At 71.5% G+C, this 20,452-nt stretch carries 19 protein-coding genes; 9 read left to right on the top strand and 10 right to left on the bottom strand.

Annotated elements, in window-relative coordinates; translation table 11 throughout:
* Window positions 1-123: 123 nt before the first annotated feature.
* The 3 genes from WMF31_RS02025 to WMF31_RS02035 are packed head-to-tail and all read right to left on the bottom strand — an operon-like array spanning window position 124 to window position 4,577.
* Window positions 124-1,539 carry a DUF362 domain-containing protein gene (locus tag WMF31_RS02025; RefSeq protein ID WP_436600322.1) on the bottom strand — a complete coding sequence of 472 codons (1,416 nt, stop codon included), beginning with the start codon at window positions 1,537-1,539 and terminating at the stop codon, window positions 124-126.
* 10 nt (window positions 1,540-1,549) lie between these two features.
* Window positions 1,550-3,835, bottom strand: a complete 2,286-nt coding sequence (locus tag WMF31_RS02030; protein WP_436600323.1) for a glycosyltransferase — start codon at window positions 3,833-3,835, stop codon at window positions 1,550-1,552.
* 58 nt (window positions 3,836-3,893) lie between these two features.
* On the bottom strand, window positions 3,894-4,577 hold the full coding sequence (locus WMF31_RS02035) for a methyltransferase domain-containing protein (RefSeq protein WP_436600324.1): 684 nt from the start codon (window positions 4,575-4,577) through the stop codon (window positions 3,894-3,896).
* 138 nt (window positions 4,578-4,715) lie between these two features.
* On the opposite strand from WMF31_RS02035, the gene WMF31_RS02040 reads away from it, so the two are divergent.
* The 8 genes from WMF31_RS02040 (at window position 4,716) to WMF31_RS02075 (ending at window position 10,649) form a co-directional block, all read left to right on the top strand.
* Complete coding sequence (locus WMF31_RS02040) at window positions 4,716-5,384, top strand: TetR/AcrR family transcriptional regulator (protein ID WP_129354147.1); 669 nt, start codon at window positions 4,716-4,718, stop codon at window positions 5,382-5,384.
* A 22-nt stretch (window positions 5,385-5,406) separates the two neighbouring features.
* Complete coding sequence (locus tag WMF31_RS02045; RefSeq protein ID WP_436600325.1) at window positions 5,407-6,168, top strand: SDR family NAD(P)-dependent oxidoreductase; 762 nt, start codon at window positions 5,407-5,409, stop codon at window positions 6,166-6,168.
* A 328-nt stretch (window positions 6,169-6,496) separates the two neighbouring features.
* Window positions 6,497-6,805 carry an RNA recognition motif domain-containing protein gene (locus tag WMF31_RS02050; protein ID WP_436600326.1) on the top strand — a complete coding sequence of 103 codons (309 nt, stop codon included), beginning with the start codon at window positions 6,497-6,499 and terminating at the stop codon, window positions 6,803-6,805.
* Between the two features lie 512 nt (window positions 6,806-7,317).
* Window positions 7,318-8,091: an acyl-CoA desaturase gene (locus tag WMF31_RS02055; RefSeq protein ID WP_436600327.1), complete on the top strand. Its 774-nt coding sequence runs from the start codon at window positions 7,318-7,320 to the stop codon at window positions 8,089-8,091.
* Between the two features lie 287 nt (window positions 8,092-8,378).
* Window positions 8,379-8,627 (top strand): hypothetical protein, encoded by a 249-nt coding sequence (locus WMF31_RS02060; RefSeq protein ID WP_436600328.1) that lies wholly within the window; start codon window positions 8,379-8,381, stop codon window positions 8,625-8,627.
* A 122-nt stretch (window positions 8,628-8,749) separates the two neighbouring features.
* The gene (locus tag WMF31_RS02065) at window positions 8,750-9,106 is read left to right on the top strand and encodes a hypothetical protein (RefSeq protein ID WP_436600329.1); all 357 of its coding nucleotides are present in this window, start codon (window positions 8,750-8,752) and stop codon (window positions 9,104-9,106) included.
* Between the two features lie 194 nt (window positions 9,107-9,300).
* The gene (locus WMF31_RS02070) at window positions 9,301-9,837 is read left to right on the top strand and encodes a hypothetical protein (protein WP_436600330.1); all 537 of its coding nucleotides are present in this window, start codon (window positions 9,301-9,303) and stop codon (window positions 9,835-9,837) included.
* 314 nt (window positions 9,838-10,151) lie between these two features.
* Window positions 10,152-10,649, top strand: a complete 498-nt coding sequence (locus tag WMF31_RS02075) for a hypothetical protein (protein ID WP_436600331.1) — start codon at window positions 10,152-10,154, stop codon at window positions 10,647-10,649.
* Between the two features lie 39 nt (window positions 10,650-10,688).
* Here WMF31_RS02075 and WMF31_RS02080 read toward each other — a convergent pair whose 3' ends face one another.
* The 6 genes from WMF31_RS02080 to WMF31_RS02105 form a co-directional block, all read right to left on the bottom strand.
* Complete coding sequence (locus WMF31_RS02080) at window positions 10,689-11,519, bottom strand: hypothetical protein (protein WP_436600332.1); 831 nt, start codon at window positions 11,517-11,519, stop codon at window positions 10,689-10,691.
* A 101-nt stretch (window positions 11,520-11,620) separates the two neighbouring features.
* The gene (locus WMF31_RS02085) at window positions 11,621-13,051 is read right to left on the bottom strand and encodes a TolC family protein (RefSeq protein ID WP_436600333.1); all 1,431 of its coding nucleotides are present in this window, start codon (window positions 13,049-13,051) and stop codon (window positions 11,621-11,623) included.
* Window positions 13,048-15,171 carry an HlyD family secretion protein gene (locus tag WMF31_RS02090; RefSeq protein ID WP_436600334.1) on the bottom strand — a complete coding sequence of 708 codons (2,124 nt, stop codon included), beginning with the start codon at window positions 15,169-15,171 and terminating at the stop codon, window positions 13,048-13,050. Before WMF31_RS02090 ends, WMF31_RS02085 begins: the two co-directional genes overlap by 4 nt.
* 100 nt (window positions 15,172-15,271) lie before the next feature.
* On the bottom strand, window positions 15,272-15,955 hold the full coding sequence (locus WMF31_RS02095; RefSeq protein ID WP_436600335.1) for a DUF4956 domain-containing protein: 684 nt from the start codon (window positions 15,953-15,955) through the stop codon (window positions 15,272-15,274).
* A gap of 64 nt (window positions 15,956-16,019) precedes the next feature.
* Entirely contained in the window at window positions 16,020-18,092 is a 2,073-nt protein-coding gene (locus WMF31_RS02100) for a PEP/pyruvate-binding domain-containing protein (RefSeq protein WP_436600336.1), read from the bottom strand.
* A gap of 57 nt (window positions 18,093-18,149) precedes the next feature.
* Window positions 18,150-18,926 carry a hypothetical protein gene (locus WMF31_RS02105; RefSeq protein ID WP_436600337.1) on the bottom strand — a complete coding sequence of 259 codons (777 nt, stop codon included), beginning with the start codon at window positions 18,924-18,926 and terminating at the stop codon, window positions 18,150-18,152.
* Here WMF31_RS02105 and WMF31_RS02110 point away from each other — a divergent pair.
* Window positions 18,925-19,239: a hypothetical protein gene (locus WMF31_RS02110; RefSeq protein ID WP_436600338.1), complete on the top strand. Its 315-nt coding sequence runs from the start codon at window positions 18,925-18,927 to the stop codon at window positions 19,237-19,239. The genes WMF31_RS02105 and WMF31_RS02110 overlap by 2 nt on opposite strands.
* A 72-nt stretch (window positions 19,240-19,311) precedes the next feature.
* On the opposite strand, the gene WMF31_RS02115 is transcribed toward WMF31_RS02110, so the two are convergent.
* Window positions 19,312-20,310: a hypothetical protein gene (locus WMF31_RS02115; RefSeq protein WP_436600339.1), complete on the bottom strand. Its 999-nt coding sequence runs from the start codon at window positions 20,308-20,310 to the stop codon at window positions 19,312-19,314.
* Window positions 20,311-20,452: the final 142 nt, after the last annotated feature.

The following is a 20,452-nucleotide window of genomic DNA, read 5'->3' on the forward strand; positions in this document are numbered from 1 at the left end:
CCGGAGCGTCTCACACGGGGCCGTGGAGCGCAACAGCGGAGTCGCCGGTACGAAAGCGCCCGTGGGCCTCGGGCCGCTGCTGTCGGAGCATGGGCGACGCCGCCCCCGGAGACGCCCCCTCGGTCACGCCGCCGCGCCGCCCACGCCATCGAGCAGCGACGGCCAGCTCCGGGGCGGCCTGAACCGGTGCGTCGGCGCGGGCCCATCCACGATGTGCTCGACGTCGTCGAGGCGGCTGCCGGGGAGCAGCGCCCCGCCCAGCGCCTCGCGGACGAGCGGTATCCGCGCCGGATCGAAGCCCATCCCCCGCGACGCGACCGCGTCCACCACGCCGGGATCGAACCCGCCGATCAAGAGCCCTGCGCGCACCGGCGTCGCCCCGAGCGGCCCTTCCCCCTCGCCCGCGACGATGCCGTCCACGATCGTCAGATACCGCCGCTGCGGCTCCCCGCGCAGCGCGCCCTCGCGGCTCGCGAAGAACAGGATGCGGTTGAGGTCCAGGATGGTCCGGAAGAGCGTGTTGTTCCCCTCCCAGCTCCCGTCGATGACCTTCGGCGGCGCCCCGAGCCGCGGCGCGCGCGCGACGAGCGAGTGATCGCCCGGCAGCGGGAGCCGGCTCAGCTTGTCCTCCACCGCCTCGGCGAGCCGCTGCGGCCTGTCGAACTCGTCGCCGCCCACCGACGGATCACCCTCGGTGAAGTGAGGGAGCCAGTACTTCTCGTTGGTGAGTCCGATCACGCTCTTCAGCGAGAGCGTGACGCCCGTCTTCTTGTGCGTCTTCAGCTTGGGGAGGTTGATGACGACATCGGCGTCGAGCAGCGTCTGGGGAATGCTGTACTCGTGCCGCTCCCCGGTGTGGTGTGGCACCGGCGTCGCGTAATGGCTGCGGTGGAAGCGGAGCGCGTCGGGCCGCGGCGCGCCCGCCAGGGCGAAGAAGCTGTCGCGGCCGAGATCGACGACCCGGTAGCCCGCGGGGTCGCCGGGCAGGGGGCGGCGGAGGAGCAGGCCGAGGTTCCACGAGCGGCCGAGGCGGCGCACGTCGTCGAGCGCGAACAGCGGCGCGACCCGGAAGTACCGCAGGTCGATGAAATCGAGGTCGTGCCCCTGGGCCTTCAGGTGATCGATGACGTCGAAGATCCCGAGCGGCCCTGCGACCTTCTCGATCTCGCACCCCTCGACCGGCGAGTCGACCACGCGCACCCGCCCGCGCGGGCCGGCGGCGCGGAGCGCGTAGTCGAGCACGGGCCGGAGGAGCGAGCCGTGCGTGCTGGAGGCGGCGAGCCGCTCGCCCGTGATCTTCTGGTGCAGGTTCCTGGACGAGACGAGGTTCGGCTTGATGATGACCCGGTCGCCCGGCGCGATCAGGTCGCCGAGCGGGTTCCACGCGGGCGTGCCGGCGCGCCCCGCGTCGAGGCCGAGGCGACGGAAGAGCGCCTCGACGGCCTCGTAGACCGGGCTCGGCGGGCCGAACGGCGCGCGATCGGCGTAGGCCACGCCCGGCCTCGACACCGTGACAACGCGGTTCCTCGTCACTGCCATCGGGAGCTCCTCATCCGATGCGCGCGCCGTTCGCGCCGTTCACGCCGTTCACGCCGTTCGCGCCGCTTCCGCCGGCGGGCCGGATCTCCTCCGGCGCGGCGCGCTGGAAGTCGACGTTCAGGCGAGAGACGCTCGCGAGGTGCTTGCCCGTGCGGACGAGCGCGATGTCGTCCGTGAACTCGACCTCGATGCGCATCCGCTCGCCGAGGTAGTGGCGGAACGTCGCGAGCACCTCGTCCAGCACCTGCTGCGAGAACCGACCGCCCTTGACCACGCGGAACGTGAGCGCGTCGCGCTCCTCCTGCACCACCTGGAAACGCTTGATCGCATGATCGAACTCCTTGAGGTAATGCGCGAAGAACGTGCCCGGAAGATAACGCCCGTCCGTCCCCCGGATGATCGACTGGACCCGCCCCTCGATGCTGCCCACGCGCGGCGCTCCCCGGCCGCACGGGCACGGCGCGGCCGGATCCATCGCCTCCGCGAGGTCGCCGATCCGATAGCGCACGAACGGCATGCACGTGTTGTTGAGATCGGTGATCACCACCTCGCCGATCTCCCCCGGCTTCGCGGGCTGCCCGTCGCGCAGGATCTCGACGATGTACCCCTCGGCCACGACGTGGTGGCCCTCGTGGGCCTCGCACTCGTACGCGATGCCCGAGAACTCGCGGCTGCCGTACTTGTCGAAGACCTGGCAGCCGAACGCCTCCTCGATGAGGCGGCGGCTCGGCAGCGGCAACGTCTGCGCGCTCGACATGATCGCGCGCGGCCGGGCCGCGACCTGGCCCGTGCTCTTGACGTAATGGGCGAGCAGATCGAGCGCCTCGGCGTAGCCGTCCATGAGCACCGGCTGCGCGCGGGCGATCCGCGCGATCATCCCGCTCAGGTTGCCGTCGGACAGCTCGAAGACGGGGATGAACGTCCGGTTCGACAGGATGGCGTCCGCGCGCTCGCGGGCCGCCTGCCACCGGGTCATCCCGATCGTCTGGTGCCAGAGCCGGACCGTGGGATCGCCGAAGCGGTAGCCCGTCCACTCCTGCGCCCGCAAGGTCGCCGCCCAGCGGAACTCGAGCTGCGCCCGGTCGGCATAGCAGACGAACGGCTCGCCGGTGGAGCCGCTCGTCGTGATCTTCAGGATCTGCGACTTGTCGTGGTTCTCCGACATGATGTCGAAGTAGAGGTGGCGACGGATATCGGCCTTCGTGAGGAACGGCAGCTTGTGGAGGTCCTCCTGGCCGCGGATGTCCTCGGGCCGGAGCTTGAGCTCCTGCATCCGGGCGCGGTAATAGGGCACGTTGCGGTAGCAATGGCGGAGCAGCCGCCGGAGCTTCTCGTCCTGGAGCTCGCGGGTCTGCGCGGGCGTGAGCCACTGGGTCTTGCGGAGCGTCTCGTAATAGTGCTCGACGTCGCGCGTGATCATCCAGTGGGTGTGGTTGAACGCCGCGAGGTACGCGCGCCACCGCGCCGCGGTGAGCGGATCGCGCTCCGGCGAGCGGTCGATCACCGGGTTGCGGCGCAGGTACTGCGTGGCCGCGTCCGCCGGGATCCGGTCGACGCGGTACTCCCACGCCGCCTTGCCGAGGTCGTAGAACGACCGGAGCACCGCGCTCACCTCGGCCTGGTCGAGGAACGAGACGCCCTGTCGGCGCGGCTCGAAGAGCGTCTCGACCTCCTTGTACGAATAGCCCTTGGCGTGGGCGGCGACCAGGATGAACGATTGCCAGTAAAAGTACGTCCCCTTGTACGTGAGCAGATCCTGGAACACCTCGCGCGCGCACATCACGAAGCCGCTCTTGTTGTCCCGGAGCGACATCCCGAACGTCTTGTTGAGGAGGAGGTTGAAGCCGCGGCTCAGGTGGTACCGGCGGTCCTTGCGGCGCCCGACGGCGCTCCGCCAGCCCTGGACGACATCGACGCTGTGCTCGTAGAGCTCGCGCCGGAGGCGCAGGAGGTCCTCGGGCTGGTACTGGAGGTCGGCGTCGAGGATGGCGACGAGCTTGCCCCGCGCGGCGGCCGCGCCCGTCCGCCACGCCGCCGTGATGCCGCGGTTCTGCGGGTGGAAGCACCCCCTGACGACGCCGGGGTGCGCGGCCATGAGGGCGCGGATCGTGGTCTTCGTGCCGTCGGTCGAGCCGTCGTCGACGAGGAGGAGCTCGCCCGAGAGCTCCCCCTGGCGGAAGACGCCGAGGACGCGGTCGGTGAGCTCGGGGATGTTCAGCTCCTCGTTGAGACAGGGCACGATGACGGAGAGCTCGATCGGCGTCTCCGGGGCAGGCTCACGATGGGGGTCGGTCATGGTGGGTTCGCCTATCTTGAAGGGGAGCCCGAGAGAGGCCCCGGGCGCGCGGCGCGGATCACAGGGGCGCGCAGCGGAAGCACGCGCGGATCGGCAGCGCGTCGTACGGCGCGGCGCGGCGCTCGACCACGTGGAAATAGCGCGAGAGGAGGCGGCCGAACTGGGCCGGCGTCCACTGGTGCAGGTGGTAGGCGTCGCCGCCCCAGCGGATCCGGTCGCCGAGCAGGCGGCCGAGGACGGGCGTGCCGCGGAGGACGCGCTTCAGCCGCGCGATGAGCGGGTCGTTGGGCACCGTGATCGCCGCCACCCCGGTGGGGCGCAGGAGGCGCGCCGTGGCCGCGAGGATCGCGGGGGGATCGACCGTGTGCTCCAGGACCTCGGTGCAGACGATGCGATCGAAGCTCGCGGCGGGCAGGTCGAGCTTGTCGACCTCGCCCTTGATGAAGCGGACGTCGTAGCCCGCGAGGTTCTTGCGGGCCGTGTCGAGGTAGACGTCGGAGACGTCGATGGCCGTGATGCGCGCTCGCGGGAACATGCGCAGCACGTGGCCGCCGCCCGAGCCGACCTCGGCGAGCTCGAGGCCGGCGCAGTCGCCGAGCATGTCGCGGAGGATGGCGAGCCGCTTTCGCTCGATGAGGCGGATCGGCAGCGGGGCGCGCTCGTAGTAGTCGTCGATCGGGTGCTCCCGGGCGAGGCGGTCGTTCATCGCCTCCACGTCGATGTCGCCGGCTGCGTTCGGCATGCCGCGGGCATAGCACGGGGCCGGCGGAGCCTCACCCGGAGGCCGCGCCGCCCGCCGACGCGACCGCGCGGTCATGTGACCGATCGGTCGCATCTCCCTTGACGATGCGACCGCGCGGTCATATGACTGACCGGTCGCATGCCGAAGAGCACGTTCTTTGGGCTGCCCGAGGAGCGGCGGGAGCGCCTCGTGCGCGAGGCCATCGCCGAGTTCGCCGATCGGACCTATGCCGAGGCCTCGCTGTCGCAGATCGCCCGTCGCGCCCGGATCCCCAAGGGCAGCTTCTATCAGTACTTCGAGGACAAGCTCGATCTGTACCGGTGGCTGCTCACCGAGGAGGCGCCGCGGCGCAAGCGCGAGTTCGTCGGCGCGGCGCGGCTGGAGGGCGACTTCTGGGCTCGCCTGGAGACCATGATCGAGCGTGGCATGGCGTTCCTCGTCGAGCACCCGCACCTCGCCCGCCTCTCCGCGGCGGCCGCCGATCCGACGGCGATCGCGGAGGTCCGCGGCCTGCACAGGGCCATCTGCGAGGCCGGGCTCGCGGAGCTCCGGGCGCTGCTCGAGCAGGGGATCGCGGCGGGCGCCCTCCGGTCCTCCGACCTGAGCCTCGAGGCGGCGACCCGCCTGGTCGCCGCGGTCGTCGGCCCCGGGCTGACCGACGTCGTGCTCCAGGAGCTCGGGGCCGAGCTGCATGACGTGCTGGCCTCGGACGCGCTCCGGCGGCAGCTCGGCCCGAAGCGCCGCCGCCGCCTCGCGCGCCAGGCGGTCCTGTTCATCCGGAGCGGCCTGGGCGCGCGCGATTCATAGGACCAGAAAGAAGGGAGCTCTCATGATCCGGTACGATTTCTCCGGGCGCGTCGCGCTCGTCATCGGCGGCACCTCGGGCATCGGCCTCGCGACGGCGCGGGCGTTCGCGGCCGGGGGCGCGAGCGTGGCCGTCGTCGCGCGCGGCGACGAGGCCGGGCGGCGGGCCTGCGCGGCGCTGGAGCGCGAGGGCGCGGCGGCGCTGTTCATCCAGGCCGACGTGCGCGACGAGGCGGCGGTGGCGCGCGCCGTGGAACAGGCGATGACGCGCCTTGGCCGGCTCGACTTCGCGGTGAACTGCGCGGGCGCCGGCGACAGGGCCACCGTCGAGGAGACCGACCAGGAGGTGTGGGACAGCGTCATGGCGATCAACGCGCGCGGGGTCTGGCTGGCCATGCGCCACGAGATCCCGGCCATGCTCCGGTCGGGAGGCGGCGCCATCGTCAACATGAGCTCGATCTTCGGCGTCGCGGCCGCGCCCGCGCACCACGCGTACGTCGCGTCCAAGCACGCGGTCGTCGGGATGACGCGCTCGGTGGCGCTCGAGATGGCGTCCCGGGGGATCCGCGTGAACGCGATCTGCGCCGGCGTCACCCGGACACCGGGGATCCGGGCGGCAGAGGAGGCGGCGCCGGAGCTCGTCCGTGCGCTGGTGGCGCAGCATCCGATGGCGCGCATGGCGACGGAGGAGGAGATCGCCGGCGCCGCGGCGTGGCTGTGCTCGGAGGGCGCGGCCTACGTGACCGGCGCTGCGCTGCCGGTCGACGGCGGCTTTCTGGCCGCGTGAGCGGCGGGGGGCCAGGCCCGTGCGGCCTGGCCGCGCGGCGCCCGCCGACGACGCGGCGGGCGGATGAAGAATCCAGCGATGTTCCTTGCGCGGGGCGCGGCGCAGGGCTAGCCTGGGTCCCTCACGACGTCACTGGCTCTCGACACGATGCTTTCTCTCTCCCTCCTCGCGAGGGAGGTCGTTGCTCGCGCGGATGACTGGACGACGCACCGTGTGCCTGCGCAGGCTTCGCTGCGCGGCACGTCCCCGTTCGATCCGCGACGGCTTCATCGAATGGCAGGCGAAGAGCGCTCACGAGCGCAGCTGCAAGCCGTGAAAGTCATGTGTCATGAGTAATCGTCTCTACGTCGGCAATCTCTCGTACTCCACCACCCGCGAGTCGCTCGAGGCCGCGTTCGCCAACAGCGGCGACGTCCGCGAGGTCGCGATGCCGACCGATCGCGAGACCGGCCAGCCGCGCGGGTTCGCGTTCGTCACGATGGGCTCGTCCGAGGCGGCGAACAACGCCATCTCGCAGCTCAACGGCATGATGCTCGACGGGCGCTCGCTCCGGGTCAACGAGGCGCAGGAGCGCCCGGCGGGCGGCGGCGGCGGCCGTGGTGGCTTCGGCGGCGGCGGCGGTCGCGGTCGTTACTGATAGCTCCCCTCGTCGAACCGGCACAGCGCGGCGGGTCCTCCGGGCCCGCCGCTTTTTTTTGGGGGGGCTCACGAGGCGCCCGCGCCGCGCGCGGACGCCGCGCCAGGCGAGCGGGCCCTCGATCTCGTCCGCCCAGACGTGGATTCCATCGAGCGAGCTCGGGCCGGAGGTCGTGCCGATCGCGACGTCGGCAGCGCCGCGCCAGCGCGCGATTCAGCGCGCGCCCGCGCTGCGCTGTTGCGTGCATCGGAGAGATGCCGCTCGCCGAGGGGCGCTCTCGCGCCCTGAACCCGCCCGGTGACCGGCGCGCCAGTGCCCCTGGGGGCAGGAGGCGCCCGGCTCAGGAAACATGAAGATCACCATGCCGTCACGGGCGCGGCCATTGTCGTGGACGGAAAGGCGCGCTGTGTGGACATACGATATCGACCTGCGACGCAATCTGTGAATCCGTGCTTGCAGTCGTGACCGTGTGCTGACCGTCTGCCGGGAATGTATTGATGTATAAGCCGGGCATGGAGCTAGTCGCTATCCTCATTGCCCACTCCACGGTCTCGGTCTTCTTTCAGACCTTCTTCCTGCATCGGTACGCATCGCATCGGATGTTCACGATGTCGAGGCGCTGGGAGCGCGCCTTCCACTTCCTCACGTACCTCGCGCAGGGCTCCTCGTACCTCGTGCCCCGGGCCTATGCGATCCTGCATCGCATGCACCATGCGTACAGCGACACGCCGAAGGACCCACACTCGCCGCGGTACGCCAAGGGGCCTGCCGCGATGATGTGGGCGACCAAGAAGCAATACGACGCGATCTGCGATGGCACGGCCGAGGTCGAGCCGCGCTTCCTCGGCGGCTATCCCGAGTGGCCGACGCTCGATCGCATCGGCAACTCGTGGACCAGCCGCCTGGCCTGGGGCACGGGCTACGCGCTCTTCTACATCGCCTTCGCGACGCAGTGGTGGCAGTTCCTGTTCCTCCCGCTCCACTGGACCATGGGCCCGCTGCACGGCGCCATCGTGAACTGGTGCGGCCACCGCTACGGCTACCGCAATTTCAACAGCGACGACGACTCGCGCAACACGCTGACGCTCGATCTCGTGACGCTCGGCGAGCTCTTCCAGAACAACCACCACAAATACGCGATGAGCCCGAACTTCGCGGTGCGCTGGTTCGAGATCGACCCGGCTTATCAGGTCATCCGCCTGCTCGCCGCGGTGGGCATCCTCCAGTTGCCCGAGAGGCATCAGGTCGCGCGGCTGGAGCATGACTCCGCGCGCGCCGGGGGGTGAAAGGCCGTCACCCGGCGACGGGCTCCCCCTGCCGTCAGGCGCGCGCACGAGGAGAGGAGACGCCTCGTATCGCCAAAATCGACCGGTACGTCACCGGCTTTTGTGGTGCCACGGAGCTTTCTCTGGTACACGGTGATGCGCGCGCAGCGAAGCTGCTGAAGGTGCCGAGCCCGGGAGGCTCGCGCGGCGGCCGAGGCGCGAAAAGGGAGGTCGCGCCCGCTGGTCCGGTCGCGTCCATCGATTCCGCTCGTCCAGCTCATGGGCTGAGCATACAGGAGGTGGTCGCCATGAAATCGTGTCTGTCGCGGGTCGTGGACGGCGTGGAGCTGAGGCTCTGCTGGCGCTTCCAGGTCCATGGAAGGAGCGAGGCCATGTACGAGCCAGCGAGCGGCCCGCACGGCCCGTTCGATCGCGACCGTCAGCGGCACCTCAGGCTGGGCGAGACGTTCCAGCGGCTGGACCCCTCTGGATCTCCCCGGAAGTACCGCGGGCTCTTCTGGCAGCCCAGGAGCGCGATCGCCGGTCTCGGCGCGTGAGCGCCTGGACCGCGGCGACCGGAGGACCGCATCCGCGTCGAGCACGACGCGGAGCCGCGGAGCGGTCGTCGAGCCAGCAGCCGAGTTGTTCACCCCCGTCGTCGATCACAGCGATCACAGCCATGCCTACCCCACAGAAGCCCGTCACCTCCGCCCACCTGCTCGCCACCGCGGCCCACCTCAACTTCCGCGCGACGTGCCGCGACCGGAGCGGCTCGACGCTCGGCGTCCTCGTCGACGCGTCCGGCGCTCAGCAGCACCTCATGATCGCCTCGGGCGGCGCGGAGGGCACCTGGACGCTGTCGAGCGAGCTGCCCGTGGGCGTCGCGCCCTTTCTCCTGTACGAGAGCGCCGCCAACGTGCTGCGCGGCGGGAGCCTGAGCGAGGACGGGAGCATCTCCTACTACGGGGCGCTGTACACGATTGAATCCTGGTTCGACGGCGCCACCCGGGCGGCGAAGGTGAGCGGCAGCGCCTGATCGCCCTCGCGCGGCCCCCCGGGCTGCGCGAGCCGGCCGCGTTGGCGCTCGACCGAGGGGGTCCGGGGAGCTGCTCGTGTGCGCGGCGCCGGCGACGCCGTCGCCCTGACACCGGTCGGCTGCGTCGAGCATATGCCAATGCAGGTGCTGATCATTGCGGCCGTCCGCGCCGGCCGCCCCGGCGCGATCGAGCCTTGCGTTCAGCGAAGCGTGCCGGTTATGCTCGAATGCCAATGGCTTTCGAGGTTTGCCTCATCAACGAGGCCTGCGCGTTCGGCTGGCTGGACCGGCTCCAGATCGCTGTCTATCGGGAGGGCAACCTCTATGAAGCCCGCGTGTTTTATAGAGAGATGAAGGCCGGCATCGCGCGCTTCGGATCGGGTATCGGTCATCTTGCCGTCGCCGATCCGCAGGTCTCGCTCCCGCCGCCGGAGGTGCGGAAGACTGCCATCCGCGTGTTCGAGGAGCACCCCACGGCGGTGAGCGCCGTGGCGGTCGCGTTCGAAGGGCAAGGCTTCTTCGCGTCCGCCGTGCGCAGCGCGGTGACCGGCCTCATGCTGCTGGCCAAGCCGCGGATTCCAATTCGACCCTGCGGCAGCGTGGCCGATGCGGTCGCGTTCTTGTCAAGGTACGTGACGGTCTCCGGCGCGCCTCTGGAGCCGAGGCTCTGCATCGACGCGGTCGAAGAGCTGAGGCGCCGGATGGGGCGGCAGGGCGCCCCGTCCGCCTGATCCGGGTCGGACGACGCCGGCGCTGAACGCGCCGCTGCGGCTCCTGTGGGGGCTCACCTCTCCGGGGTGCGTGCCGGCGGGCCCCTTGTGGCGCTCGCGCCTGGACGCCAGCCACTCCGGCAGCACCCAGAGTGCAGCACCACCGTGGCCGTGCCGAGCGCCAAGATGAGTGATGGCGGTCACGTTGATGGGTGTGGCCGCCATCACACCAGTGTGGCGGCAGCGCTCTCATCCATCGGCGCCATCGGCGCCGTCCGCCGCGGCGCGACCGGGCCTTGCGCCATGGACAGCGCGCCGGTTATCCTTCCTCGGATATGGCTGTAGACGTTCGCCTGGTCAACGAGATCTGCGCGCTCGGCTGGGTGGATCGGCTTCAGATCGCCGTCTGGCGAGAAAACGATATCTACACAGCCCGTGTGTTTTACAGGGAAATGAAGGCTGGTATTTCGCGCTTCGGCTCAGGGCTTGGCCATCTCGCGGTCATCGAGCCGAATACCCCGCTTCCGCCACCGGAGGTGCGAAAGATCATCATCCGTGTCTTCGAGGAGCACCCGACGGCCGTGGGCGCCGTCTCGGTCGCGTTCGAAGGGCAGGGGTTCTTCGCGTCCGCCGTGCGCAGCGTGGCGACCGGTATCATGATGCTGGCCAACTCGCGCGCTGCATTCCGACCGTGCGGGAACGTGGCTGACTCGGCCAACTTCGTGTCGAGGCACCTGGCGGCTTCCGGCGCGCCGATCAATCCGGGGATCTGCATCGACGCCGTCGAGGTGCTGAGGCGCCAGATGGGTCAGCGGCGCGCCCAGTCGGCTTGAGTCGGGCCGGGCGCTCCAGGCGCTCTCGACCGCCAGCGATCACAGGCAGGTGCAGAGCGGATCCCCCGGGACGCACTTGCAACCCACGGTCGCGCCCTGAGCGTCCCCGGGGCGCCGGGGCGTTACTCGGGTGCCGGGAGGGGGCCTGTCTCGCCCCTCCATGCGCCCTGCCGAGCCTGTCGCGGCGGACCCCGGCGCGCCGGAGAGGGGGAGATCGGACGGCCGGAGCAGGCCCATCATCACCGTGTCGCCGGGGTCGGCGTGCACGACGGGATACCGCACGACCTCGGGCGGCGCGAAGGAGGGCGGCGCGACCTCGGGCGGCGACGCTTCCACGGCGCCCACGGTGGCCACGGGGACGGTGAGCAGGTCGACGACCGCCGCCCCCGCGGCGAGCAGGCCGCCCCCCACCGCCGCCGCGGTCACGTTGCGCACGCGGCGACGCCTCGCGCCGACGGGGCAGTCGGCCGTGAGCACCGTCCCGTCCGCGCGGCGGTACAGCCGCACGCACACGGCGCCCGTGGCCTCGCGGATCATCTGCTCCGCCTCGTCGCGCGGCATCCCGGACAGGTTGTACACGTCCTTCTGGCAGTGATCGCAGAAGCGCACCCGGTCGTCGCCGACCATCTCGTCCCAGTCCGCGTTGCAGGGGCTCGCGACGCGGACACGCTCGAGCAGCGCGAGCGATCGGCGCGCCGCGCGTTCGTCGAGCTGGCGGCGCACGGCGTCGAGCTCCCCCTCGACGCGCCGCTCGGCCTCCTTCAGCGCGGAGAGCTCCGCCGTCCGCTCCTTGAGGACCGCGAGCTCCTCGGCGAGCAGATCGTGGCGGGCGTTCAGGGCGTCGAGATCATCCCGGTAGGGGGTGGGCATGGCGCTTGGACGCGACCGGTCCACCGGGGCTTGGCTCGACGCCAGGCGGAGGCAGGACAAAGAGGAGGAGAGGCGCGCGCCGGAAGCGCGTCGTGTCCAGCCTACCGTGGCGCATCTCGCTCGACGCCCCCGCTCCTCGGCGCCCGCCCCGCCTCCGCCGGGAGCCGGCCGCCGACCGCGTGGCGGAGCTCGCCGACGGCCTCCCAGTACCGGCGCACGGAGCGCAGCCATCGCAGCTCCAGGCGCATGCGGCGCTCGTCGGCCTCGAGCGCCTCGCCCGCGTCGATGGCGTGGCTCTCGAGCACCCGCCTGGCCTCCTCGCCCGCGCGCTCGGCGGCGGGGAGCATCCGGCGCCGGATCTCGGTCGCGGCGTCCCGCGCCGCCCGGGCCTCGCTCAGGCTCGTCCGCACCTCGCGCGTCACCAGCTCCACCGCGGCGGCCATCGCGCGCAGCTCCGCCCTGCGCGCCGCGTCCGCCGCGGTGACGGTCGCGCTGCGGGTATCGAAGATCGGCAGGTCGACGGCGAGCCCGAACGTCCAGCCGAGGCCGGTCCGGGTGCGGGGCTCGAAGTCGTAGCCGACCTCGAAGAAGGACAGCCACGGCCACCGCTCGCCGCGCCCGGCGTGGAGCGCCGCGTCCGCCTCGTCGAGCTGCGCGGCCGCGAGCTCGATCTCGGGCCGGCGCCGGAGCGCGAGCTCGACCGCCGCCTCCTCCGTGGGCAGCTCCGGGGGCGGCCACGTGGCCTTCGGCTCGCCGATGACACGCACGGGCACGGACGGGTCGAGCCCCATGCGCGCGAGGAGCGCGCCGAGCGCCGCGCTCCGCTGCGCGCGCAGGTCCACGGTGTCCTGCTCCGCGTCGACCACGGCGAGCTCCGTCATCGCCTCGTCGAGCGCCGTCGTGCGCGCGGCCGCGAGCTGCTTCTTCATCCACGCGGCGAGCGACCGGCGCGCCGCGGCGACCGCGTCGGCGGCCGCGATCTCCGCGTCGAGCAGGAGCACCTGGTCGAAGAGCGCGCGGATCTCGGCCTCCATGGCGATCTCGATCTCGCGCGCCTCGCCGCGCGCCTTGGCCTCGTCCGCGCGCGCGGCCGCGACGTTCGCGCCGACCTCGCCCGGGCGCGCGAACGGGAAGCGGAGCGCGGCGCTCACCCGCGGCTCGCCGTGGACCATCGGCTCGATGTCGATGTTCGACAGGCGGAGCTCCGGGTTCTCGAAATGGTCCTCCGCCTCGATCTGCGCCGCGGCCGCGTCGGCGCGGGCGTCCTGCGCGGCGAGCTCGGCGCTGCGCTCCCTGGCCCAGGCGACCGCGTCGTCCACGGTCAGCGCGAGCGGCTCCCCGGCGGTGGCCCCCCGCGCGCCGAGCCCCGGGCCCGCGCGCCGGTGCGCGGCCGCGCCGGAGGGCGAGCGGCCCTCGCGGTAGAGGGCGATCGCTCGATCGGAGGCCGACGCCCTCGGCGGCGCGGCGCACCCCGCGAGCGCCGCGCAGAGCAGCGTGATCCACAGCGCCGCGCCCCGGGCGCGCGGCGTCATGGGCTCCACGAGACCTCCTGGAACGACGGCGCGGCGCTGCCGGCGTCGAACACGATCATCAGCTTGCCCGGCGTGAGCGACGGCGAGATCCCCTCGGGCTTGAGCTCGGGGAACCGCTGCACGAGGCGCGGGGAGAGGGCCCCGGCCTCGGGGCGATCGACCCGCCACAGCGCGCCGGCGTCGCCGTCCGCCGTCGAGGGCGTGGACGTGATCGCGAGCGCGCCGTCGGGCATGAAGACGAGGTCCGAGATGCCGCCCGGCGTGGGCCGCCCCGCGAGCTCCACGTCGACGCGGGCGCGCGCCCACAGCGAGACGCGCGCCGCGTCGAAGCGCCTCGCCTCGTCCGCGGCGCCCTTGTCCCTCGCCACCGCCACCTTGACCGGGGAGGCGCTCCCCTCGCCGAAGAGCGCGCCCGGGGACTCGATCCGCCAGATCATCGCGTTGCCCTGCGGATCGAGCGGCGCCTTCAGCCCGAGGTACAGGGCGCCCTGCCGGAACGCGAGGCCCTCGATGTCGAGCGCCCGCGTCCCGTCGGGGAGGCCGAGCGCCGCGGCGCGCGCCGGGGCCGCGTCGAGGACCTCCGCCAGGTGGATGGCGCCGTCGACGCGGAAGCCCTGGCCCTCCGGGCGGAGGCGGAGGAGCGCGGTCCGCTCCCGCTTGCGCTTGCCCTTCTTGCTGTAGCTCTGGGACGAGAGGAGGTAGAGCTCGCCCGCGTCCCCCGCTGCGATCCCCTCGATGTCGTTGATCTTCTGGACGCCGTGCACCGGCACCGGCTCCGGATCGACGGCGCCGCCCGCGGACATCGCGAAGAGCCACGGCACGCCCTCGTTGCGCTTCTGGCCCGTGTCGTCGCTGACGACGAGGTACCGCGACTCGCCCGGGCGCGCGAGGACGCCGGACGGCTCGAAGCGCGAGCGCATCGCGAGCGCCGGGGGGATCTGCAGGACGCGCTGGGCCGAAGGCGCGGCGGCCCTGGGCGGCGCGCCGGCCCCGGGCGGCGCGTCGGCGTCCGGCGCGGCGGGGGCCTTCGGCGGCGGGGCCGCGGCGGCGCCGCCGCGGCGGTCGAAGCTGATGTCGAACGCCTGCCCGGGCACGATGGCCACCGGCGCGTCCAGCGTGATGGTGACCACGCGACCCCACGCGGGCATGTCCGGCGCCGACCAGCAGCGCGGCGGGAGCTCCGAGACGAGCGGACCCACCGTGAGGACCGTGCCCGGGAGCGCGTCGCCGAGCTGGCCCCGGATCCAGAGCTTGGCGGCGTCCCCCTCGTGGACGCCGAACGCGGCGCGCTCGGGGACGCAGGCGACCACGCGCGCGCCCGTGCGCGCGCTCAGGAGCTGCACCAGCGGCTCGCCGGCCGGGACGACCTCGCCGGGCTGCTTGAGGATCGAGGCGACGCGCCCCGCGTTCGCGGCGCGCAGCACGTACGCTTCGCGCCGCTTCTCGAGCATCGCGATGGTCTCGGCCGCGACGCGCACGTCCGCGTCGAGCTTCGCCGCCAGCCCGGACGTCTGATCCCGGAGCTCGCTCCGGCGCCGCTCCGCCGCCTTGAGCTGCGCCGTGAGGACGCTCAGCGTGCGCGGCTTCTCGCGGGCGATCGCCGTGGCCGTCGCGTGCTGCAGGTCGAGCTTCGTCAGGTCGTCGAGGACCGCCTGCCGGTTCTCGACGAGCTGCTTCATCCTCGAGATCTCGCTGTCCAGCACCTTCGCCTCGGCGAGCGCCCGGCGCTGCTCCTCGCGGTGGACCGCGATGTCGCGCTCGACCGACTCGCGATCCATGTCGATCTCCTGCTCGAGGAGGGCCAGCTCCGCGCGCAGGTCGGCCTCGATCTGCTCCTTCTCCGCCCTGGCGACGCCGATCTCGCCGTCGATCACCGAGGCGTCCAGCGTCGCGATGATCTGCCCGGCCTCGACCTCCTCGCCGACGGCCACCTCGACGGTGGCCACCCGCGCGGTCTCGACCGGCGAGATCACCTCGGGCAGCGCCTCCGCGTAGCCGAAGACCCGGCCGTGCGGGCTGCCGCCCACGTGGAGCCACAGGGCGGCCCCGAGCGTGAGCACGAGGGTGATCGCGGGGCCGGCATCCTGGAGCGTCGAGCGGAGTCGCGGGTAGCTGAGCATCGGTGATTCCTTGCGCGGTGAAGACAACGGCGATCGCGTCAACGAGTCGGGATGGCCCGCGAGGGCACGAAACAGGCCCGCCGGCGGTGGATCTCGGTCCCTAGAGATCCAGCGTCGGCTCCTGGAGCAGGAGTGAGACGTCCTGCACGCCCGGGATGGCCTGCAGCCTCGAGACGAGCGAGGAGCGGAGCTCCGGGGCGCGCACGGTGATCTGATAGGCGTGCTCCATGACGGTCCCCTGGGCGGCTTCCCGGAGCGTCACGAGCGAGAAGGTGCGGCAGTGCGTGCGGAGGATCGTCGTGATCTCCTCCTCCGCCCCGGGCCCCGCGGGCGCCGTGAAGCGGAGCAGGCCGTCGGGCTGATGCCGCGCCCCGTAGCCGGTGAAGTGGAGGAGCAAGGACCCGCCCGCGAACATCGCCGTCCCGAGGAGGGCCGCGGCGTGCGCCTGGAGCCCGCTGGCGATGCCGACGCCGAGCGCCGCGAAGATGAACATGATGTCGCGCGGATCGCGCAGGGTCGTCCGGAACCGGACCGCGCTGAGGCCCACGGCGACGCCGATGCCGGCGGCGATGCTGTTGCCGACGGCGAGCATGAGCATGCAGGCGATGACGCTGCCCATCGCCATGCTGTGCACGGCGGAGCGGGAGTACGAGAGCCCGCGGAACGTGGCCATGTAGACGACCGCGACCGCCTGTCCGAGCCCGAACGCGAGCAGGAGCGACACGAGGGCCACGCGGAGCTCCACGACGCTCCCCTGGGTGAGCCACCCGAGCCAGTCGATCATGAGGCGCCGCTCTTCCTCGGGGCGCTCGTGAGGTGCGGCCCGCCCGGCCGCGCGCGTGCCCGCATCACGGCGCCTCGGATGCCGCCCCGCGTCCCGGGTAGGGGCGTGCTTGCTTGATGAAGAGGGCCGGCGGCTCGCCCGGGTTCTCGTCGTCGTCGAACTTGAACTCCACGTCCATCGCGTACCAGCCGCTGTTGCCCGACGCGGGCCCGTAGGCCGGCGAGAACCGGTCGTGGATGGCGTCGAGCGCCACGCCGAGCTGGTGCACCTGCGCCGGCGTGAGGACCGTCTGACCCTCCGGCACGAGGCTCGAGTGGGTCAGGTACGTGACCGGCTGATTCGGCTGGTTGAAGAAGTGGAGGAACTCGTCGTTCGTCACGCCGGGGGGCGGGGCCACGACCTCCACGCTGCCGCCCTTCTGCACGTTGACGTAGAAGGCAGGCTGGAGCCCCGAGGGATCGAACGGGTTGTTGGTCACGGCCACGCCGTTCGCCTCCTCGTTCGGGAAGTTGTGATGCACGAGCAGGGCCATCCCGAGGGACCTGTGGTCGATGCCGTAATAAGTGCGCTCATCGAAGGTACGGAGCTTCCAGGCGCTGGCGTACGTCTTGCGGATTGCGTCCGCCACGTCCTCCCAGTCCGCCGGGTCGCCGGTGTGTGAATCATAGCATCCTGCGCACGGGAATCCCTCCAGATCTTCGCTGTTCGTGCTGGTGCGGAAGCGCATCTTGAACCCGGGATAGTCCGCCTCGATCTTCGCCTGGAGGAGCGCCTGGAAGTCGGCGTCGAGGGGCGCGTCCTTCATGGCGTCGCGCAGCGCCTTCAGCTCCCTGTCGCGGACCGCCGGATCGGTCTTGAACTCCGGGTCCTCGAGCAGCGCCTCGAGCTGGTCGTAGAACCCGTTCTGCTGCATGAACTGGTCGTAGTAGTAAACCGGGATCGCGAACGCCTTCAGGATCGGGATTTCCGGCATCCGGGCCAGGATGGAATAGTGTGCTGCCTTGCCGCCGTAGGCGAGGACCGCCTTCTTGATCGCGTCCCGGAGCGACTCGCCATCCGCCGGATCGGGGGTCACCTCCTCGAGGTCGAGGAGCTCGGTGGCGGTCAGATCGAGCGGCGGGAGCGTGACGGGTACGGGCTTGTGCGCCTCCCAGAACGCCTCGGCCTCCGCCTCGGTGACCTCGCGAACGCTCCAGGACGACGCCCCCGCGGTGAGCTCGACCAGCTTGTCCTTCAGCGCGAGCAGCTCCGGGTGGCTCATCGCGTTGCGCAGCCCCATGTTGGGCGTGCGCCGGTTCTGGGAGAGCACGTTGACGTGCGAGAGCGGCGTCTGGAACTCCTCCGTGATGATGCCCTGGACGACCGAGATGTCGTTGGGCGCCTGGTCGAGGACGACGATGTCCTGGTGGGAGAGGTACTCCGAGTCGAGGGCGGCCGCCCTCACGAAGCGGAGCCGCCCCACGGCCGTGCCCAGCGAGAGCGGCTGGTAGTCGATCCCGGCGTAGAGATCGTCGGTGCTGACCACGGGGACGCCTTCGGGGAGCTTCTGCGCCTCGATCGCCACGGACTCCGACGTGGGGTGGAAGGCGAGCTTCGCGCCGAAGAAGGAGGCGCGCTGGACCGCCTTGAACAGGGTGGTGATCATGTCCGCGGACGCGGTGTCGTACGGAGAGATCTCGAGCGCCCAGACGTCCGGCCCCTCGTAATGCGTCACCGCGCCGAGGACGAAGCGGCGATCCGGCGTGAAGTACTCGGTCGCGTTGAACTCGCCGAGGGGGGGGACGAACGGCAGCCCGTCGCCGGAGAGGTGCGACGACACGAAGTCGTAGTGGACCCTGTAGAGCACGCTGTTCTGGAAATACAGCGCGTTCTGATCGGCCTGATCCAGGACGACCTTGACCGATCGCGCGCCGGGCAAGCTCGCGTCGATGGGCTCCGACGCGAGCGCCTCGAAGTCCTCGGCGCATCCCACGCGCTTCAGGAACTCCGTCGACGCGTCGTCGCTCGTGCGTTCGCAGACCTCGATGGGCGGGCCGTCGTCGCCCGGGCCGCTGCCCGAGCTGCTGCACGCCGGCGGCAGCATCGCCGCGACCAGGGCGAGCACGGCGATCGAGGTGATGCGGGTGCTTTGGACCATGAGTTCTCCTGAGGCGGACGGGCTGGTCGAGGGGCGGTGCACGTCGGAGCTCCTGCGTCAGGGCGTCAGCGCGAAGCAGTAGATCCCGCCGTAACCGCCGCCGGATCCGACCGTGGGCACGTCGAGCTGCGGCGGCCCCATCTCCACGAGGTGCACGCCCGGCGCGCACCCCGACTCGTCGAGGGACGACATCCAGTTGGCCATGTTGAAGTCGCCGCCGACGCCGCCGGGGCCGCCGGTGCCGGTGGTGCCGCCGGGGAAGCCGGTGCCGGTGGTGCCGCCGGGGCCGCCGGTGCCGGTGGTGCCGCCGGGGAAGCCGAAGCTCCTCGGCCACGAGTGCCCGACGCGCGGCCTCCCCTCGGTGTCCCTGTCGCCCTCCGCGCTCGTCCAGTCCTTGCACGTCGCCGTCGGGCTGTAGAGCTTCCCTTCCGCGTTGGTCCCCGTCAGGATGTCGTGGTTGTCCACCTCGGGCTGGCTCGGATCGGGCTGGTGGTTGGGGACGCCGTCCTCGTTCGGCAGATCATCGATGATCGCCGGATCGGCCGCGATGGGGCGGTCGTTGAGCAGCTCCTCCTTGTTGTTGGCGACCAGCCGGCCGAGCCGGTCATACCAGGGCCCCTCGCCGATCCGGTCGATCGCGTCGACCTGCTTGCCGTCCCCGCCGTCCACGGCGCTCAGGAACGCGCGCCACCCCTTGGCCCCCGCGCCCGGCATGCTCTTCTCGGCGATCGTCGCGCAGATCTTGTCCGCGCCGCGCAGGCCGGCGCCCGGGCCCGTCTCCCCGAAGCGGAGATCGCCGCCGAACCCGTCCTGGGAGCCAGACAGCTCCTGCATGGCGACGAGGCTCGTCACGAAGAAGCTGAATTTCTCGGTCGCCGCGCCGCCGGTGCCGCTGCTGGTCGTGGTACCGGCGCCGGTGGTCGTGGTGGTGGTGCCGGCGCCGGTGGTCGTGGTGGTGGTGCCGGCGCCGGTGGTCGTGGTGGTGCCGGCGCCGGTGGTCGTGGTGCTGCCGCTGGTCGCCCCGGAGCCGCCGCCGGAGCTCGACGACGTGCTGGTCGCCCCGTCGCTCGAGGCGTCCCCATCCGCGCCGGAGCAGCCGAGCACGTGCGAGAACAGCGCCATGGAGAGAGGAAGGAACAAGGATTGATAAGCGCGTGTCATGATGTCGATTCCCTGTCTCTGGTAAGCAAGATGGTTCGGTGCGCAGGCCCCTCGAGGGTCACTGGCACGTGAGATCGGCCTGGCAGGTCTGGCCGTCGGGGCACTGCGCGTCGTCGTTGCACGAGGTGAGCCCCTCGATCACCACCGACTGCTCGATCTGAGACGAGATGATCAGATCGATGCGCCCGGCGTCGATCGTCGTGGAGCCGACGGACCTGCGCGTGACGATGATCGTCGGGAACCCCGCGACGCCGAGATCGAGGAGCTGCGTGACGAGCGATGCCGGCAGCTCGAGCGCGCCGGTGTCCTCCGCGGCGCACTCGAGCATCCCCTTCGTGCCCCCGTGATGGCTGATATCGAGCTTCACGTGGACTCTGGAGATGTCGGCCTGCCCGGGCGGCGCCCACTCGAGCCGCACGGGCTGGCCGGGATCGAGGCGGATCGTGTCGTTCAGGAGAGCGAGGGGGCTCACGCCCCGGGCCTCCAGCGTGAAGGCGCCGAAGTGATCGCCGCTCGCCTCGAAGCGGACCACCTGGCCCTCGTCGGCGGGCGGATAGGCGAGCCTCACGCCGGCGGGCGGCTGATAGTTGTTCGCCGTGGGGGTCATCACGAAGGACGCCTCGCCCGACTCGAGGTTCAAGCCGGTCACGGTCACGTTGCCGGCGCTGTGCGCGGCCGGATAGGGCTGGCAGGTGTCGTCCTCCACGCAGACGGCGCTGCCCCCGCAGGGCTGATTGCAGAACGGGACGCGCGGCGTGAGGAGCTGACAGCCCCCCTCCTCGGCCTGCACCTCCCACACGATCTGGGAGGGCGTGGGGCCGTCGTAGATCTTTCCAAGCACGGAGGTGCTTCCGGTCGCCTCCGGCGTGCCCTCCGCGGGGCTGGCAGGCAGCGAGCGCACCTGGAAGGCGCCGATGAGGCGCGTCGGGTCGCCGGTCGATCCCCCCGATGCCGTGGAGCCGCCGCCCGATGCCGCGGAGCTGCCAGGGGTCCCGGTGTCCGGCGTATCGTTGCCGTCAGCCGTCGAGCTCGAGCAGTTGAGGGACAGAAGGCCCACGACCCCGCCAAGGACGCCGATGCGCCAGCCGCTTCGAAATGGGATTTTTACATTCTGGCAAACTTTGTGCGACATCTCGATGGCCAGGTGTCGATCTTACGGGAGGGTGGGTCAATCTTTTTTGCGCGCGCCGCACCCGCGC

It is taken from the genome of Sorangium sp. So ce1036, from assembly GCF_051369805.1.
In the GTDB taxonomy this organism is placed as follows: Bacteria; Myxococcota_A; Polyangia; order Polyangiales; family Polyangiaceae; genus Sorangium; species Sorangium cellulosum_F.

Bases quoted from the DNA above. Each gene is read 5' to 3' on its own strand.
- WMF31_RS02025 (WP_436600322.1), bottom strand. From the start codon at position 1,539: ATGGCAGTGACGAGGAACCGCGTTGTCACGGTGTCGAGGCCGGGCGTG.
- WMF31_RS02030 (WP_436600323.1), bottom strand. From the start codon at position 3,835: ATGACCGACCCCCATCGTGAGCCTGCCCCGGAGACGCCGATCGAGCTC.
- WMF31_RS02035 (WP_436600324.1), bottom strand. From the start codon at position 4,577: ATGCCGAACGCAGCCGGCGACATCGACGTGGAGGCGATGAACGACCGC.
- WMF31_RS02040 (WP_129354147.1), top strand. From the start codon at position 4,716: ATGCCGAAGAGCACGTTCTTTGGGCTGCCCGAGGAGCGGCGGGAGCGC.
- WMF31_RS02045 (WP_436600325.1), top strand. From the start codon at position 5,407: ATGATCCGGTACGATTTCTCCGGGCGCGTCGCGCTCGTCATCGGCGGC.
- WMF31_RS02050 (WP_436600326.1), top strand. From the start codon at position 6,497: ATGAGTAATCGTCTCTACGTCGGCAATCTCTCGTACTCCACCACCCGC.
- WMF31_RS02055 (WP_436600327.1), top strand. From the start codon at position 7,318: ATGGAGCTAGTCGCTATCCTCATTGCCCACTCCACGGTCTCGGTCTTC.
- WMF31_RS02060 (WP_436600328.1), top strand. From the start codon at position 8,379: ATGAAATCGTGTCTGTCGCGGGTCGTGGACGGCGTGGAGCTGAGGCTC.
- WMF31_RS02065 (WP_436600329.1), top strand. From the start codon at position 8,750: ATGCCTACCCCACAGAAGCCCGTCACCTCCGCCCACCTGCTCGCCACC.
- WMF31_RS02075 (WP_436600331.1), top strand. From the start codon at position 10,152: ATGGCTGTAGACGTTCGCCTGGTCAACGAGATCTGCGCGCTCGGCTGG.
- WMF31_RS02080 (WP_436600332.1), bottom strand. From the start codon at position 11,519: ATGCCCACCCCCTACCGGGATGATCTCGACGCCCTGAACGCCCGCCAC.
- WMF31_RS02085 (WP_436600333.1), bottom strand. From the start codon at position 13,051: ATGACGCCGCGCGCCCGGGGCGCGGCGCTGTGGATCACGCTGCTCTGC.
- WMF31_RS02090 (WP_436600334.1), bottom strand. From the start codon at position 15,171: ATGCTCAGCTACCCGCGACTCCGCTCGACGCTCCAGGATGCCGGCCCC.
- WMF31_RS02095 (WP_436600335.1), bottom strand. From the start codon at position 15,955: ATGATCGACTGGCTCGGGTGGCTCACCCAGGGGAGCGTCGTGGAGCTC.
- WMF31_RS02100 (WP_436600336.1), bottom strand. From the start codon at position 18,092: ATGGTCCAAAGCACCCGCATCACCTCGATCGCCGTGCTCGCCCTGGTC.
- WMF31_RS02110 (WP_436600338.1), top strand. From the start codon at position 18,925: ATGGCGACGAGGCTCGTCACGAAGAAGCTGAATTTCTCGGTCGCCGCG.
- WMF31_RS02105 (WP_436600337.1), bottom strand. From the start codon at position 18,926: ATGCAGGAGCTGTCTGGCTCCCAGGACGGGTTCGGCGGCGATCTCCGC.